The organism is Candidatus Bathyarchaeia archaeon (assembly GCA_038873195.1).
Lineage (GTDB): Archaea > Thermoproteota > Bathyarchaeia > Bathyarchaeales > Bathycorpusculaceae > DSLH01.
The window spans coordinates 729,106-742,958 of record JAVZEV010000001.1; the positions used below are offsets into that span (position 1 = coordinate 729,106).

Here is a 13,853-nt window from a genome sequence, read left to right on the forward strand (position 1 = left end):
CAAAATCATGAACCTCCGATGCATCCAATGCGGTTCAAAATTTCCGCTTTATCCATTGAAAATTAAATGTGACAAATGCGAAGGACCATTAGAGTATGATAGTGGTTTATCTAGAAATGGTAAAGTCAAGTTTTCTGGGCAATTACGTTTTTGGAGATACAAGCCTCTGCTTCCGCCAGTACGGCACATGGTAAGTCTAGGCGAAGGCGGAACGCCTCTGCACAAGGCAGAAAGGCTTGCCCAAAGCTTTGGATTGAAAGAGTTGTATTTGAAAGATGAAACCCGCAATCCGACAAACTCCTACAGAGACCGTGCAGCTGCTCTTCTCACATCAAACGCCATAGACCTCCATCATAACACGTTAATCTGTGCATCTAACGGAAACATGGGCGCCTCTCTAGCTGCTTACTCTGCAAAGGCAGGATTAACATGCCACGTGATAGTGCCCAAGCTTGTTGATGTCGGAAAACTAGCCCAAATGCTTGCTTATGACGCAGTTATTGAAGAGTTCGGCGAAATCCTTGACGACTCCATACGCAAAGCCGAAGCTTTAGCCAATGAAACCGGTTGGTATCAAGCTACTGCGGAGCTGAATCCTCTTTCAATTGAAGCTCAGAAAACAATTTCCTATGAAGTGTGCGAACAGTTGGGCGTTCCAGATTGGCTCATAGTGTCTATAGGAAGTGGTGGAACCATCTACTCACTCTGGAAAGGGTTTAAGGAGCTTAAACAACTTGGAATAATAAAATCGTTGCCGAAAATGGTCGGCGTCCAACCAGAGGGTTGCGCATCCATAGTCAAAGCATTAAAAGAAGAATATGCCAAAGTGGAAAAAACACGAAATCCATCCACTCGTGCGCTCGCCATTTTAGTGGCAGACCCGTTGCAAGGTGAGTTAGCAATAAAAGCCTTAAAGGAATCGAATGGTTTAGCCTTGACTGTTTCAGACGCAGAAATTTTTGCAGCAGAGCTTCAAATAGCCAAATTCGAAGGAATTTTCGCGGAACCAGCAAGCTCCGCTACAATTGCAGCATTGAAAAAACTCGTTGAGGAAGAAAAAATAGGCAGAAAAGACACTGTTGTATCCTTAATTACGGGAAGCGGGCTCAAAGCCACAGACGTACTTCAAGCATTGACTAAAAAACAAAAAACAGCAGTCCTCGGCTTAGAACTGAGCACAAAAGAAAAGATATTGCGAGCCCTAAAAGAAAAAGACACGTATGGTTATGATTTGTGGAAAAAGCTGGGCAAAACAATGACGAGAGCAGCAATCTACCAACACCTCAGCGAGCTTTCAGAAAAAGGATTGATAACTGGTTATGAAAAAGAAAGGAAGAGGTTTTTTAAAATAACGCAACGAGGTAAAAAAGTTTTACATGCAATAGATGATGTGAAACTTCTGCTCTGACTCGAAAAACTAATATAGTATAGTTACAGCTATACTAAAACGTGATAAAAATGCTGGTAAATAACAAAATGTCAACACGCAGTTTAGCAGTTACAGCAGTCTTCACAGCACTTGTTTGCGTTGTAACAATTCTCTTTTCCATATACGTACCTGCAACAGAAGGGTTCTTCAATATAGGCGAGTCCATGGTTTTTCTTTCCGCTCTTCTTTTTGGACCTTTCGTGGGAGCCTTCGCCGGCGGAGTAGGCTCAATGTTGGCTGACCTAATCTTAGGTTATCCACACTACGCACCAGCCACGCTGATAATCAAGGCTTGTGAAGGCGCTGTTGTAGGAACACTTAAGAGGAAAAATCCGAGTTTCTGCACCAAGATTCAATGGAAGTTTTTGACTTTAGCTTTAGGTATCGTTGCAGGTTTCTTGCTAGGCTGGGTTGGCACTACCCGTTATAGCGGCGACGTAGAACTCACACTAGGCTGGGGAACATTCGCCTTTTACGTTCCTCCAGAGGTATGGATAACGCTCGGAATAATAACAGCCTTAGCCATAGCTGCCCTAGGCCTTTTAACGGACCCAGAGTTTGGCTGGATGATTTTTTCAGTAATTGTCGGCGGCTTTGTCATGGTATTGGGATATTTCCTCTACCAAATGTTCCTAATTTACCCGCTCTTCCAAATCGAAGTAGTAGCTATAACCGAGATTCCAGTAAATATTGGGCAGATGCTTATTGGACTAATCGTCGCAATACCTGTAGCGAAAATTGTTTTGCGGCGTCTACCACAACTTAAAAGCTAAAACCACAATAATGTCCACAGAGGGTTAACATGGAACTACCATTTGGCAAAATTCCCATAGACATCTTGAGAGAGGTCGTTTTCAAAAATTTAGGTGTAAAACGCAAAGAAGTCGTTTTAGGTCCCTCCGTTGGAATCGATGGCGCCGTGATAGATGCTGGTGATAAGTCACTGATTGTTTCAATGGACCCCATCACCGGAGCATTAGAACGCATAGGCTGGCTCGCAGTAAACATCAACGCAAACGACATCTCAACATTTGGCGTAGAACCAGCATTTTTCTTCTCATGCATACTGCTTCCAGAAAAAGCAGACAAAAAAGCCGTTGAAACTATATGCATCCAAATGGATAAAGCCGCAAAACAGTTGGGAATGGCAATAGCCGGAGGACATTGCGAAGTAGCTCTTGGACTGTCACACCCAATAGTTGTGGGCTGCGCAATGGGCATAACAGAAAAAGGAAAATATGTAACAGCAGGCGGCGCTAAACCCGGAGACAAATTAATAATGACCAAAACCGCGGCAATCGAAGGCACAGCTATACTCGCCTCGGACAAAGAACAACAATTAAAAAAAGCCATTAATGCATCACTATTGAAAAAAGCTAAAAAGTTTTTCTACCAAATAAGCGTCGTCAAAGAAGCCATAACCGCCTACAAAACAGGCGGCGTCAACGCCATGCACGACCCAACCGAAGGCGGAATAGCAGGAGGAATACACGAAATGGCAGACGCATCAAACCTAGGCTTCAAAATCTTCGAAGAGAAAATTCCAATAAGTAAAGAAACCTTGGAAATATGCAAATTCTTCAAAATTGATCCATTACAATTAATCAGCTCTGGAGCCTTATTAATCTCTGCTAAACCAGAAATTGCAACAAAAATAACTGACCGCCTAGAAGAACAACAGATTCGCGCATCTATTATCGGTGAATTCTCAAAGAACTCGCATAAACGTATAATCGTAAAGGAAGGGGGCAAAATCAGTGCTTTACCAAGACCTTTATCTGATCACCTTTGGACTGCCATTCAAAGATGAAAAATTTCCTGATTTCTTGTTTAACAGCTGCAAAAACCAGTAAAACAAGAAGAATGGATAGTAAAAGGCGTATCTAAAAATATGGCTATAGGCTAAACCACATTTTATTTCTAATGCAGCTAACGAAATACTTTCTTTCAAGTTCCAATCTTCAGATGGTCTATAATGCAAACAGTAAATATCATCTCCTATGATGACCCGGTAGCCTTTCTTCTTAATCCAATTCACAATATACGCATCTTCATAAGCATGTAATTTCTCTGGAATCTTAATGTCTTCTACAAGTTCGCGTCTAATGAGCGTGTCATGCATTCCTCCTCTGAGATTAAAGCAATCTCTCGCAACCAGCATAAGAGAATGTAGTAAAAATCTGTTTTTCACCATTTGTATGACATCAATGTTTAATCCCCAAACTGCACCAACATCCTCTGCAATACATTTTTCAGCCTTCGCAAACCAGTCTTTGCAGAGTATTACGTCACTGTCCGCAAACATGAACCATTCTGTCTCTACTTCTTTTATTCCCCTCTCTCTCGCTTTAGCCCTCGAACCATTTTCAGTTATGACCTTGACGTTCCCATATTTCTTATTCAATTCACTAATAATACTCAACGTGTTATCAGTTGAAAAACCGTCAACAACTATCAAACGTTTAACAGGGACGTTTTCATAAATTGACGCTAAGCATTTATTCAGTATATGTTCGCTGTTTTTTGTAAGCATTACAACATCTATCGGATCCATGAAGTTATCCTCGATTTTTACCAAGATTTGGATACTTAAGCCATTACATGTGTTTTAGATTATTTAAAAAGACCACGATTTATCTTTAACTCTTAGATTATGGCAAAAAGGCTTGTAGCAACATTTATCGCAGATTCATACAGCTTTAACCTTATATTCTTAAATAGCTTCTTGATTTTATTACTCGGTTGGCTATAATATAATGTACGGTGTGCATAACCAGTGATGACTTTAGAAAAAGCTACTAGTATCATGGTTCGTTCTCTAACACCTAACAGACCTTATCATGTGCAATGGATGATCACGAGAAAATGTAATTACCGCTGTAAAGGATGCAATGTCTGGCGAGAACAAGACAATAGAGAATTGCCGACTGAAAAAGTAAAAGCGGGATTAGATATTCTCCGCAAACTTGGCGTAATGGAAGTCGTGTTGTCCGGCGGAAACCCACTTTTACGAGAAGACATAGACGAAATCATAGAATACGCCTCCAAATTCTTCATCACAACAGTTTACGACAATGGGAGTATGGCTGCAAAAAAAATTGACGCCTTGCGACATGCTGACTTCGTCGCAATCTCAATTGATAGCCTACACCCAGAAAAAAACGACTATATTAGAGGCGTAAGAAATGCATGGAAAAATGCAGTGGAAGCCGTTGAAAAACTTCGGAAAGAAGGCATCTCCGTCAGCGTTTCCCCAACCATTTCACAATTTAATCTATACGAAATTTTAGATTTCACAAACTACTTTCTAAGTAGGGACATTCCAGTTTGGTATTGCTTGTACTCCTACGATTTTTCTAGTGACCCTGACCAAATTTTTAAGATAGGCAAGAAAAACGATGAATTCGCAATTGTTGACAACAAAGCGATGGTTGAGCTTTGCGATTCTCTTTTGGCGTTAAAGAAGAAAAACAGCAAAATTTTTATGACCTCTAAATTGCTGAGCTCTCTTAAGAATCTTTACTTGACGGGGAAAAGGACATGGAAGTGTCGTGCACTGCAGAACTTTTTTGTGATAGATCATCTTGGCAGAGTTGCCGGATGTCACTTGCATAACCCCGTGGCGTCTATATTTGACTTGCCCGATGCATGGAACAGTCCAAAATTTGAGAACTTACGGAGAATATACAGCAACTGCACTAGTTGTACTTATATGTGCTATATTTTCTATTCTATTCACGGAAGCGTTGCGGGTAACCTCCAAATTGTTAAAGAACAATGGAAAAACGCCAGTCACTTCTTAAAGAAAAGTAAAATTATGCCTCTAAATTTGGCAAAATAGCGATAATTTCAGTTATTTTCTTGAGAATTGCATGGTCCAATCCGAGCTTTTCTTCTTCTATGCTTTGTAAGGGAAGAAGTTTCTTTTTCGGTAGATACTGCATAATGATTACGTCATCCATTATTATTCTTGGTCCTGCATCTTTTGGCTTTATCAGTTCAAAAAGCGCAGGTAATAGCATTATGATTATGAAAGTTATAACTCCGGAAACCAATAGGATAAATGTGGTCGAAGTCTGATTCAGAATCATTGTTACCTCTAAAACTAGTCATCGCAATGTGTATTAAAATTTTTTCAAAGTTACTGACTACTTTTACTTGAATCCTTTGCCATGTCTGCTTTTAAGAAAATGCTTCGATGTCTTCTAGAAAACATTCTTTCCATAAGAGTCTCAATGCTTCAGAAACTTGCTTTTCTTTATCGTTGTCGTCCTCGATGTTGAAAATTTCCATGCTGATGATGTTGTTACATACGTTCAATTTAAAAGAGTTGTGGAACAGAATCAAGAGAAATGTGCGTATTACAGGTTTTTGTTTGCCTGTTTCTTTGAAAATGATTACTTTATGAGGTAACAATCGCCATTTCCTGTGTGGTTTGTTCTTTCCCAGTGATTAGTGTTTTTCTTGGTGATTTTTGATGTTAGCAAGTCGATGAAAGCTTTCGAGCATATGAGGGTGTTATACAGAAAAGTGAAAAGTAACAGCGGAATCAATCGGTTGGTCCTGGTTCTACCATCCAAATATACGCTGGCACCTACCTCAAAAAATGGTGCAAAATTTCCGACAAAACTGTAAAGTGTAATTGGTACAAGCGTCCATTGAACGCTAAATTCTTGGGAGCATTTAAAGAAGAAAAACGGAATCCCTATGATCCACGAAAGCAAAACCCAAACTGGCATGAAATAAATGTTCAACAAAAGCAAACCATCAATTTTCTCTCTAACTCTTAATTTATCGCTTCTCAACACGCTAAGCCAGTGCTTGAAAAAACACTGCATATGCCCTTTTGCCCATCTATATCTCTGCTTCCAGTAATCGCGCCAGTTTTCAACTGCTTCCTCATAACATTCAGCGTCATTCACATAGCAAACCTTATATCCTAAAAGATAAGCGCAAAAAGTCAAATCTGTGTCTTCAGCTAAGATTGATTCGTCCCACCCGCCTAAACGTTCCAAGAGACTATGGCGGAAACCACCTACTGTACCTCCAAATTGCGGTATTAGTCCAAGGCTTTGGCGAGCTTGTTGATCTATACGATATCCACCTATTCTTTCTAAAGCCACGAGTCTTGTTACCAGATTTTGAGGCTCGTTCAGCACTGTAACTCTGCCTTGCACTGCTCCAACTTTGGGGTCAGAGAAAACGCTTACGAGTTTTTCTATGATGTCTCTTTGTGGGTAATAGTCTGCGTCGAAGCAGAGTATAATTTCGTTTTTTGCATGTTTAAGCCCGGCATTGAGGGCTGAGGCTTTTCCGCGTCCTCCTTCATCTTTGTTTCGATGTATAACTTCAATGTAGCTGTAGACTTTTGTGTACTCATCCGCTATTCTTCCAGTTTTATCTGCTGAGGCATCATCAATAACTATTACTTGCATCTTATCTTTGGGATAAGTCAGTTCAGTTAATCTCTGAAGTAGCCTTCCAATCACCTTTTCTTCATTGCGTGCAGGAATTAGAATCGACACGCTAGGCTGGTACGTAACGCTTCCTATAGTAGTGGAGCTTCTAGGTTTTGAGTGTTTTTAAGAACTGCAAAGGTAAAAATATAGTGCCGAATAAGGTAAGTTATCGTTATAGCTGACAAAAGAAGAAATAAGGAGTCTATAATTGCGATTATCAAAGTTTAAACCTCTTGCTTGGAAGTACGTAGGAACGTCAAACTCATCGACCAAAATGAAACAATCCATAACGCATTCAAAAAAGGATTCAAAATGATGTATAGAACCTTAAGGAAATCACCAAAGTAAAAAGCGGAGACTGTAACGAATAAAAAGAAGATATAGTTCCAGACGAAACAAATGGCATTACCGATTGCAAGAATGCAAAATTTTCTTTTTAATGCTCCCGATAATGGAAAAATTAAGGAGCCAAAAAGAAAATTGAATATCGCCAAGGCGACAGCAGATTCGGTATTGATGTAGGAAAAAAAGAAAAGTAGACATGAAACTATTGTACTTGCTAAAATCCCGAAGATAACATGGTTTAGTCTCGATTTGCTTTCGTTCATCCTTATCACCTTTACACGGGCAAATTGGAAGTTATTTATAGAAAAATAATCTAGAAGATAATTCTAGAACCTTTTTAAAATTTGCGCAAAAACCCGCCGTCCAGAAGTAATCAGATAAAAACCTTTGCCTTTACCTATAAGAAAAATTGGACATCACAAGTTCTCGTTATTCTCCAATTGCCAGAGATTATCGATTACCATGCACAAGACTTCGAACACTTCATCTGCGTCCAAGTATTCAGTATCCAGAATTACATGGAAAGGACTGAAATCTTCTCCAAGTTTAAAACCATAAAGCTTTTTGTAAATAGCCTTTGTTCCTCTCTCTTTAATTCGCAAAGCCTTTAAAGCTTCTTTAACACTTATCTTGTCTCTTTTCGCTATTCTTTCCGCACGCTTTTCGGGAGAAGCCTCTAACCATATTTTAAAACCTTTTTTAGCAAGCCAAGGCATCGTCCAACTATCCAAAATCACATTTCCTTGTTTTGCTAGTTCTAAAAGTTTCTCGTCAACCGCCTTATCAAACTTCGAATTTTTTTCTCTTCTTTCTAAAAAGCGCAATCCCTCACGGCTTTCCCACCAACCGCGTTTCAAAATTCGATAACCTTCCTCTTCAGCAAGCATTTTTAGTGCATCTCCACCAGAATAATATTTTAACCCATACTTTTCAGCGAGTCTTCTTGCCAAAGTGCTTTTTCCACTTCCTGCCATTCCACTGATGCAAAGAACTATGGATTTTCCACTTTTCTTCTCTAGTTTTTTGTTTGCGGCCATTGTTTTTCTCCAGAAAGTGTTGTTAAACGGTTCTTGCAGCTTGCCTTATAGCCTTTCTTACACAGTTAGTGCAGACTTGTCCACCGTAGAGCCGCCAAATTCTTCTTTTGCTTCTGTTAAGCTTACGTATTTCTACAGTTGCCATACGTGATATTCCACCTAAGGGTCGACTACATAAAGAGCATGATGCTACAGATGGAGCAGTTTTTATGTAGTGTATTCTACTTTTACCGCCTGGCACTGCCGCTTTTAATTTTCTTTTGCTTCTCGCACGTAAATGAGGTTGAGGCATGATGCTTCACTTCCTTATTCTATAGGTATAATACCTAAAACGCGCGATGAAATAGTTCCAAAAGCAAATGAACAGATAAAGTACCACCAAAATAGGTCTATCTTTCCAATGCCCGGAATAATTGCTACGGCGTTACCAGCGTATGCGGGTCCAAGCACAAACCACCAAACAAAGATGTAAGAGAAAGAAAGAACAAATAGAACAAGCTGGGGTCTAGCCATTTTTTTCTGCATGCTAAGAATTTCTGACTCTTTCTTCTTCAATTTCTCAAGCAACTTCTTATCTTGTGTGCGCAATGCTTGTGTGCTCAAGGCGCGATGTTCAGCTATTTCCTTCTGCATTGCTCTATATTGTTCCCAACCAACAAGTTTAGCTATGAGAAAGCGGTTGATGGAGGAATTGATAAGTGAAATGGTTACACAAATACACATGATTATTATTGTGGCTCCAGGCGCCTCTGGCATTGACAACCATTCAATGAAGTTCATTCGTCATCCTCACGTTCTTTAAGTTTCACATCTCACCTCTTTTGTTTACCTTTTTCATTAATAACTATTTTTATTAAAACGTCTTAAAGAAACATTATAGTCACTATTTGGTCTATTCTCCAAAGATTCGTCTGAAAGCAGGATACATTTCTGAGGCTCTTTCCTGCATCAATATTTCATAATATTGGTAAATTATGCCAACGGAAAGCAAAATACCCATTCCAGAACCGAAAACTCCAAAAAAGTCCGTAATGCCAGCAATCAATGCTACGATTATTCCGCCAAGTACTGTGACTGTTGGAATATAACGTTTAAGAATGGATTCTACAGCTTTTCCTGAGCGTCTGTATCCAGGAATTTGCATGCCAGCGTCAACAAGCTGCTTAGATACTGTGGAGGGCCCTAGACCGCCGACTTCAAGCCATGTAAGTGAGAAAACAATACAAAAAGCAACGAGGATTCCAAGATATCCCACAGCCCTAAGTGGGTCTGCCATGACCTGGTCTAAACTGCGAGGAGAAGTCACATAGTACACAAGACCTCCGGCTGGTTGAGGTCTGTTATTTACAATTTTATACATTCCTAGAAGGTTGAGCCATGGGTTTGTGTTATTTGGGTTAAACATACTCCAGAAGATTTGAGAAAACAAGTATATATTTGCGAAGAGGGCGGATGCAAAGATTACTGGAAGGTTGGACACGTAGAGAAGCTTTATTGGATATCTGCTGCGGAAGCCTCGGTAGCCAGCGTATGATAAAGGTAGCTCAACTCTTACACCTTCCATATAAATTATAATTAGAAAAGCCGCAATTGTAGCTATGAAACCGATTATGGAAGGATTTCCTCCTCTAATTAAGAGACCTCCTACTGATTGTCCGCTTGCCAAAGTCTGTGTTAAGGCTACGAAGAAACCGCGAGCACCAAATTCATCTAAAGGAATTAGTGCAAAACTGTCCCAAAATATTACTTGAGCCACTCCGGCCATTATGAAAAGGCTTATTCCGCTGCCGAATCCCCATCCTTTTTGGAGAAGCTCATCCAGAAGTAGAATAATTATTCCTGCTGCTATAAGCTGTAGAAAAACTATTACAGCCGTCGGGCCTGACAATGCGCCATACATTCCGCCAAGTATATATGCGGAAGCTTGGACGCCTGTAAGAACTATTGAAAACACTTTGCTGGCTGTGGTGAATAAGCTTCTGTCTTCGGGGTTTGACATGTCGCATTCTATCATGGCAGAGCCTACTAGAAGTTGCAATATTAAACCCGCCGTGACTATGGGGCCTATGCCGAGCTCCATAAGAGTGCCGCTATGAGAAGCAAAGATTACACGAAGAGCTGCAAGTTCTGGCGCTTGCCCAGAAGGAATACCGTACAACGGAACTTCAGACATGACCAAATAGACTATTAGAACGAGCGCTGTCCAGAAAAGTTTCTCGTTAAAACGCACCTTTCGCTCCGGGGCCTTAATTTCTGGAATAATCCTTGCAATTGGTTTGAAAAGGTTTAGAAATCTGCCTGCCATGTACTAGCAACTACTCCTGTGGTTCTACAGCCTCCATTTGAACCTCTCCACCGGCTTTCTTTATTTTTTCTGCGGCGGATTTGGAGCAAGAGGAGACTTTGATGATAAGTGGTTTTGTGACTTTGCCGGTGCCGAGAAGTTTAGTATAACCCATATTTTCTAAATCTATCAAAATTTTACCTTTTTCTTTACTTGTTGACATTTTTTCGGCTATTTCGTCAAGTTTTCCAACATTTATTATATTTTCTTTTTGTCTGAGGCTCTTAGGAGAAGTGAACCCTTTTTTCTCGAAATAGTCTGGTTCGTATCTTATAACGTATGACCAGCCGTGTTTGTGCCGTCCAGCTTTGCGGTAGCCTTTGGACCCGGATTTTCTATGCTGTCCTACTCTGCCGTAGCCTTGAGTTCTGGAACCGCGTTTTTTCCTGATTTTTCTGAGTTTATGCGGCATTTTCTTTAACCAGCCAGCTTATCTATCGCTTTTTCTTCAACATCTTTTTTTAGTCGGATTTCGAGCACACCGTTCTTATATTTCGTGTGTATTTTGTCTGGAATCACTCTTTTAGGAAGATTTAAACTTTTATAGTATTTGCGTTCTGGACTTTCTGCGGATAAGGTTAATTTTTGGTTTTTCACGTGAATTTTCAGATTTTCTTTATTGAATCCCGTGAACTCGGTGACGACAATAATTTCATCGTTTTCTTCAAGAATGTCTATAAGAGGTTTAGGTTCTCTCCATGCTCTTTCTATACGCGCCTTAGGCATTTTGAACGTGTAGAGATGAGCTTGCCTTTTAACCCTCAAGTTCCTAATTGGAAGCATTTGACGGGGTTTTCTGCTTCTAGTTTGATTTGCATTTTTTAAAATGTCTAGCCATTTTGAATGCTTTTTACTTCTTCGCCATTTCGCGCTCAATCTCACTTTCTCCTCAACGGAACGCATCTCAAAAGTAGCTCCAAAGTATCTATAAAATGTATCGCAAAAGGCTTATATCATTCTCTTTATCAGTTCGTTGATTTTTTCTCCGCGATAGCCTAGCTCGCCACCTACCTTATAGCTTCTTTTTATTTTTCTTTTGAAGCCCTTGGTTGGTGGATGTAGCTTAAATACTGGTTGTATATTTGGCAGCTTCCAATATTCAACGCGACCATTGAAAACTGATTCTGCAAGTTCTTCAAGAGACTTGTAACCAGTCTTTTGTGCATATTCATCCGTTAGTTTTTTGTTTCCGAGAAGCTTTCCCTTCTCTTTTATCAGCATGTTTACAGTTTCTTGGGTAGCTTCGCCCCATGTTATGAAGTTTTGCGCTGTGGTTAGCATTCCAAGAAAGGATGGGCGGTCATCAATTAAAACTGCATAATTATTTCTTGTTAAGTGTAGCATTTGCAAGGTTTCCCTAACTTCTAGCGGAGCGCTAATTGTTCCGCGAATTCTCACGGCTATGATGCATTTTCGTCCCTTTTTTTCTTCCGCCACTTATTTCACCCAATCCACTGGAGTTATTAGGCTGTAAGTTTTCTTCAACGCATCAAAAACAGCGTAAGCAAAAGAGGGAATAGTTCTTGTTGCACCATAACTTCTGGTCCAACAGTCTTTTATTCCCGCTAGGCTGAGAACTATTTTCGCAACTTCGCTTGCCACTAGTCCTAAACCTCGAGGACCAGGAACGATAACTATAGTTACTGCGCCAGTTTTTCCTTTAACTTGGAAAGGTATTGAGTGGGGTTTTCCGCATCCGCATTCCCAGCTTCCACATCCTCTTCTGACTGGAACGAGGTTTAAGCGAGCTTGGGCTGCGGCTTTTTCTATGGCGGTTCGAACCTGGCTTGCTTTCCCGGAGCCTAAACCTATGTAGCCGTCTCTGTTTCCAACGGCGACTATGGCTTTAAATCTTGATTTTTCACCGGCGTCTGTTTGTTTTTGAACGAGGTTTATGTTTATGACTTCTTCTTGCAGGTCTGGAAGTAATGCGTCCACAATCTGTGGCTCGCGTATTTGGAAGCCGCCCATAAAAACTTCTTCGATAGACGCTATTCTGCCTTCTTGAATCATTTTTCCAAGACGGGTTTTAGGAACCCATTGCTCAAGATTCCCTGAAGACTGTTGCCTTTCTCTTTGTCTTTGTGTCAAGTCTTTTTACCTCCACTTTTAAATGCGGCAATTATGTCCGCTTTAACTTTCGCAAAATGTTCAGGAAGTTTTTCTGGCGAAAGTTTGTGTTCCAGATATTTCGAGAATCTAGACTGATAAACTTCTGGATTGAATGTTAAACTTTCTGCGTATTCTGCAATGTGTATGCCTTTTATTCTTTTGTCGTCCGGCAATTTTTCTTCCTCGTGTGGAATGGCTATTCCAGCGTCGAGAGCTCCTTTTAGAACGGCAAAAATTCTTGCGCCTTTAGAAGGCGTGTGCAGTCCTATGTCTAGAATTGTTTCTTCTATGCCTTGTGCTTTGGCTTTCAGTCCGCAGAGAAGCCCAGTTAGATAGGCTGCGGGCAAGTTTCCTCTTGGGGCTGTCCATCCGTAGTTTTTGGTTAGTTCTTTGCTGTGTGCTGAAACTAGAACTTCATCACCGTTAGGTTTTGCTATTATTATTTGCGCGACCATGTTTTGGAGAGTGCCACGGGCGACAAGCCGAGGCTTTCCGGAAAGGATTAGAGCTTTCCTTGTTTTATATTCTGTTTTTCCTTCTCTTCTTCGCCTAAATGGAACACAATAACGCGAGTCTTTAGCCATTAACGTTTCCTCCAAAGTTCTTGTGCTTTTAGATAGCGTTCTAAATCAGCAACTGACTCGAATCTTCCGCTGCTTGCCATTTTGTAGAGTTTTCGATAAGTATCTTCAGTGATGATCTTTTTCTCCTTTAATTCACGAAGTCTTTTTCTCAAAGCCCTAATCTTGTTCATCCAAGCTTCTTTTCTAGAGATTTTAGCATGCGCTGAACCTGTCGCGCTGCCTGGTCCGCGGCGTCGTCCTTTCTTTTTCTTTTCATGCAGAACTCGTGCTCTTGCGCGGCTTACACCTTTTTCAGGAAGAGGCTGGATAACTCCTTCGTGGACTAGTTTTCGAATTTCTTCACGTGTTATTGCAGCTTCCACATCGTCTATTCTTTCGGGGTCTATCCAGACGCGGTTTTGTCCAATTTTCAGTATTTGAGCAGCAAGACGTCGTTGACTTTTGAGACTCATTGCTTTTCTACCGTCCTTTTGCTTTTACGCGTTTTTTCTCGCTTGCGTTTCGGCTTCTCGGTCTTTTTCTTTTCTTCAGCTTCTTTCTCTT

General features: G+C 40.5%; 18 protein-coding genes. 4 read left to right on the forward strand and 14 right to left on the reverse strand.

The window, feature by feature from the left end:
* The first annotated feature begins 7 nt into the window (after nucleotides 1-7).
* The 3 genes from thrC to QXW63_04110 are packed head-to-tail and all read left to right on the forward strand — an operon-like array spanning nucleotide 8 to nucleotide 3,239.
* Entirely contained in the window at nucleotides 8-1,408 is a 1,401-nt protein-coding gene (gene thrC, locus QXW63_04100) for a threonine synthase (GenBank protein MEM3461075.1), read from the forward strand.
* Nucleotides 1,409-1,458: 50 nt separating this feature from the next.
* Nucleotides 1,459-2,202 carry an ECF transporter S component gene (locus tag QXW63_04105; GenBank protein ID MEM3461076.1) on the forward strand — a complete coding sequence of 248 codons (744 nt, stop codon included), beginning with the start codon at nucleotides 1,459-1,461 and terminating at the stop codon, nucleotides 2,200-2,202.
* A 29-nt stretch (nucleotides 2,203-2,231) separates the two neighbouring features.
* Nucleotides 2,232-3,239 (forward strand): AIR synthase family protein, encoded by a 1,008-nt coding sequence (locus QXW63_04110; protein ID MEM3461077.1) that lies wholly within the window; start codon nucleotides 2,232-2,234, stop codon nucleotides 3,237-3,239.
* On the opposite strand, the gene QXW63_04115 is transcribed toward QXW63_04110, so the two are convergent.
* Entirely contained in the window at nucleotides 3,204-3,983 is a 780-nt protein-coding gene (locus QXW63_04115; protein ID MEM3461078.1) for a glycosyltransferase family 2 protein, read from the reverse strand. The genes QXW63_04110 and QXW63_04115 overlap by 36 nt on opposite strands.
* Before the next feature lie 297 nt (nucleotides 3,984-4,280).
* Here QXW63_04115 and QXW63_04120 point away from each other — a divergent pair, with 297 nt between their 5' ends.
* The gene (locus tag QXW63_04120; GenBank protein MEM3461079.1) at nucleotides 4,281-5,270 is read left to right on the forward strand and encodes a radical SAM protein; all 990 of its coding nucleotides are present in this window, start codon (nucleotides 4,281-4,283) and stop codon (nucleotides 5,268-5,270) included.
* Here QXW63_04120 and QXW63_04125 read toward each other — a convergent pair.
* From QXW63_04125 to QXW63_04185, 13 genes are all read right to left on the reverse strand, one after another.
* A complete protein-coding gene (locus QXW63_04125; GenBank protein ID MEM3461080.1) occupies nucleotides 5,245-5,520 on the reverse strand; it encodes a hypothetical protein in 276 nt (91 codons plus the stop codon). The genes QXW63_04120 and QXW63_04125 overlap by 26 nt on opposite strands.
* 91 nt (nucleotides 5,521-5,611) lie before the next feature.
* On the reverse strand, nucleotides 5,612-5,845 hold the full coding sequence (locus QXW63_04130; protein ID MEM3461081.1) for a hypothetical protein: 234 nt from the start codon (nucleotides 5,843-5,845) through the stop codon (nucleotides 5,612-5,614).
* Nucleotides 5,827-6,954, reverse strand: coding sequence for a glycosyltransferase (locus tag QXW63_04135; protein ID MEM3461082.1), 1,128 nt, complete (start codon nucleotides 6,952-6,954; stop codon nucleotides 5,827-5,829). The genes QXW63_04130 and QXW63_04135 overlap by 19 nt, the downstream gene beginning before the upstream one ends.
* 695 nt (nucleotides 6,955-7,649) lie before the next feature.
* Nucleotides 7,650-8,270, reverse strand: a complete 621-nt coding sequence (locus tag QXW63_04140) for a cytidylate kinase family protein (protein MEM3461083.1) — start codon at nucleotides 8,268-8,270, stop codon at nucleotides 7,650-7,652.
* A gap of 22 nt (nucleotides 8,271-8,292) precedes the next feature.
* Nucleotides 8,293-8,562, reverse strand: coding sequence for a 50S ribosomal protein L34e (gene rpl34e, locus QXW63_04145; protein MEM3461084.1), 270 nt, complete (start codon nucleotides 8,560-8,562; stop codon nucleotides 8,293-8,295).
* Nucleotides 8,563-8,576: 14 nt separating this feature from the next.
* Nucleotides 8,577-9,050, reverse strand: a complete 474-nt coding sequence (locus QXW63_04150; GenBank protein MEM3461085.1) for a hypothetical protein — start codon at nucleotides 9,048-9,050, stop codon at nucleotides 8,577-8,579.
* A 112-nt stretch (nucleotides 9,051-9,162) separates the two neighbouring features.
* Nucleotides 9,163-10,575, reverse strand: a complete 1,413-nt coding sequence (gene secY, locus QXW63_04155) for a preprotein translocase subunit SecY (protein MEM3461086.1) — start codon at nucleotides 10,573-10,575, stop codon at nucleotides 9,163-9,165.
* 10 nt (nucleotides 10,576-10,585) lie between these two features.
* On the reverse strand, nucleotides 10,586-11,026 hold the full coding sequence (locus QXW63_04160; protein MEM3461087.1) for an uL15 family ribosomal protein: 441 nt from the start codon (nucleotides 11,024-11,026) through the stop codon (nucleotides 10,586-10,588).
* Between the two features lie 5 nt (nucleotides 11,027-11,031).
* The gene (locus QXW63_04165) at nucleotides 11,032-11,490 is read right to left on the reverse strand and encodes an Hsp20/alpha crystallin family protein (protein MEM3461088.1); all 459 of its coding nucleotides are present in this window, start codon (nucleotides 11,488-11,490) and stop codon (nucleotides 11,032-11,034) included.
* Nucleotides 11,491-11,562: 72 nt separating this feature from the next.
* Entirely contained in the window at nucleotides 11,563-12,051 is a 489-nt protein-coding gene (locus QXW63_04170; protein MEM3461089.1) for a 50S ribosomal protein L30, read from the reverse strand.
* Nucleotides 12,052-12,705, reverse strand: coding sequence for a 30S ribosomal protein S5 (locus tag QXW63_04175; protein MEM3461090.1), 654 nt, complete (start codon nucleotides 12,703-12,705; stop codon nucleotides 12,052-12,054).
* A complete protein-coding gene (locus tag QXW63_04180) occupies nucleotides 12,702-13,310 on the reverse strand; it encodes a 50S ribosomal protein L18 (protein ID MEM3461091.1) in 609 nt (202 codons plus the stop codon). The genes QXW63_04175 and QXW63_04180 overlap by 4 nt, the downstream gene beginning before the upstream one ends.
* Nucleotides 13,310-13,762 (reverse strand): 50S ribosomal protein L19e, encoded by a 453-nt coding sequence (locus QXW63_04185; GenBank protein ID MEM3461092.1) that lies wholly within the window; start codon nucleotides 13,760-13,762, stop codon nucleotides 13,310-13,312. The genes QXW63_04180 and QXW63_04185 overlap by 1 nt, the downstream gene beginning before the upstream one ends.
* Nucleotides 13,763-13,853 lie beyond the last annotated feature (91 nt).

What these genes read in the sequence shown, in the direction of transcription:
- QXW63_04110 (MEM3461077.1), top strand. Translation starts at nt 2,232, where the DNA reads ATGGAACTACCATTTGGCAAAATTCCCATAGACATCTTGAGAGAGGTC.
- QXW63_04140 (MEM3461083.1), bottom strand. Translation starts at nt 8,270, where the DNA reads ATGGCCGCAAACAAAAAACTAGAGAAGAAAAGTGGAAAATCCATAGTT.
- secY (MEM3461086.1), bottom strand. Translation starts at nt 10,575, where the DNA reads ATGGCAGGCAGATTTCTAAACCTTTTCAAACCAATTGCAAGGATTATT.
- QXW63_04160 (MEM3461087.1), bottom strand. Translation starts at nt 11,026, where the DNA reads ATGCCGCATAAACTCAGAAAAATCAGGAAAAAACGCGGTTCCAGAACT.
- QXW63_04115 (MEM3461078.1), bottom strand. Translation starts at nt 3,983, where the DNA reads ATGGATCCGATAGATGTTGTAATGCTTACAAAAAACAGCGAACATATA.
- QXW63_04120 (MEM3461079.1), top strand. Translation starts at nt 4,281, where the DNA reads ATGATCACGAGAAAATGTAATTACCGCTGTAAAGGATGCAATGTCTGG.
- QXW63_04185 (MEM3461092.1), bottom strand. Translation starts at nt 13,762, where the DNA reads ATGAGTCTCAAAAGTCAACGACGTCTTGCTGCTCAAATACTGAAAATT.
- rpl34e (MEM3461084.1), bottom strand. Translation starts at nt 8,562, where the DNA reads ATGCCTCAACCTCATTTACGTGCGAGAAGCAAAAGAAAATTAAAAGCG.
- QXW63_04180 (MEM3461091.1), bottom strand. Translation starts at nt 13,310, where the DNA reads ATGGCTAAAGACTCGCGTTATTGTGTTCCATTTAGGCGAAGAAGAGAA.
- thrC (MEM3461075.1), top strand. Translation starts at nt 8, where the DNA reads ATGAACCTCCGATGCATCCAATGCGGTTCAAAATTTCCGCTTTATCCA.
- QXW63_04150 (MEM3461085.1), bottom strand. Translation starts at nt 9,050, where the DNA reads ATGAACTTCATTGAATGGTTGTCAATGCCAGAGGCGCCTGGAGCCACA.
- QXW63_04125 (MEM3461080.1), bottom strand. Translation starts at nt 5,520, where the DNA reads ATGATTCTGAATCAGACTTCGACCACATTTATCCTATTGGTTTCCGGA.
- QXW63_04105 (MEM3461076.1), top strand. Translation starts at nt 1,459, where the DNA reads ATGCTGGTAAATAACAAAATGTCAACACGCAGTTTAGCAGTTACAGCA.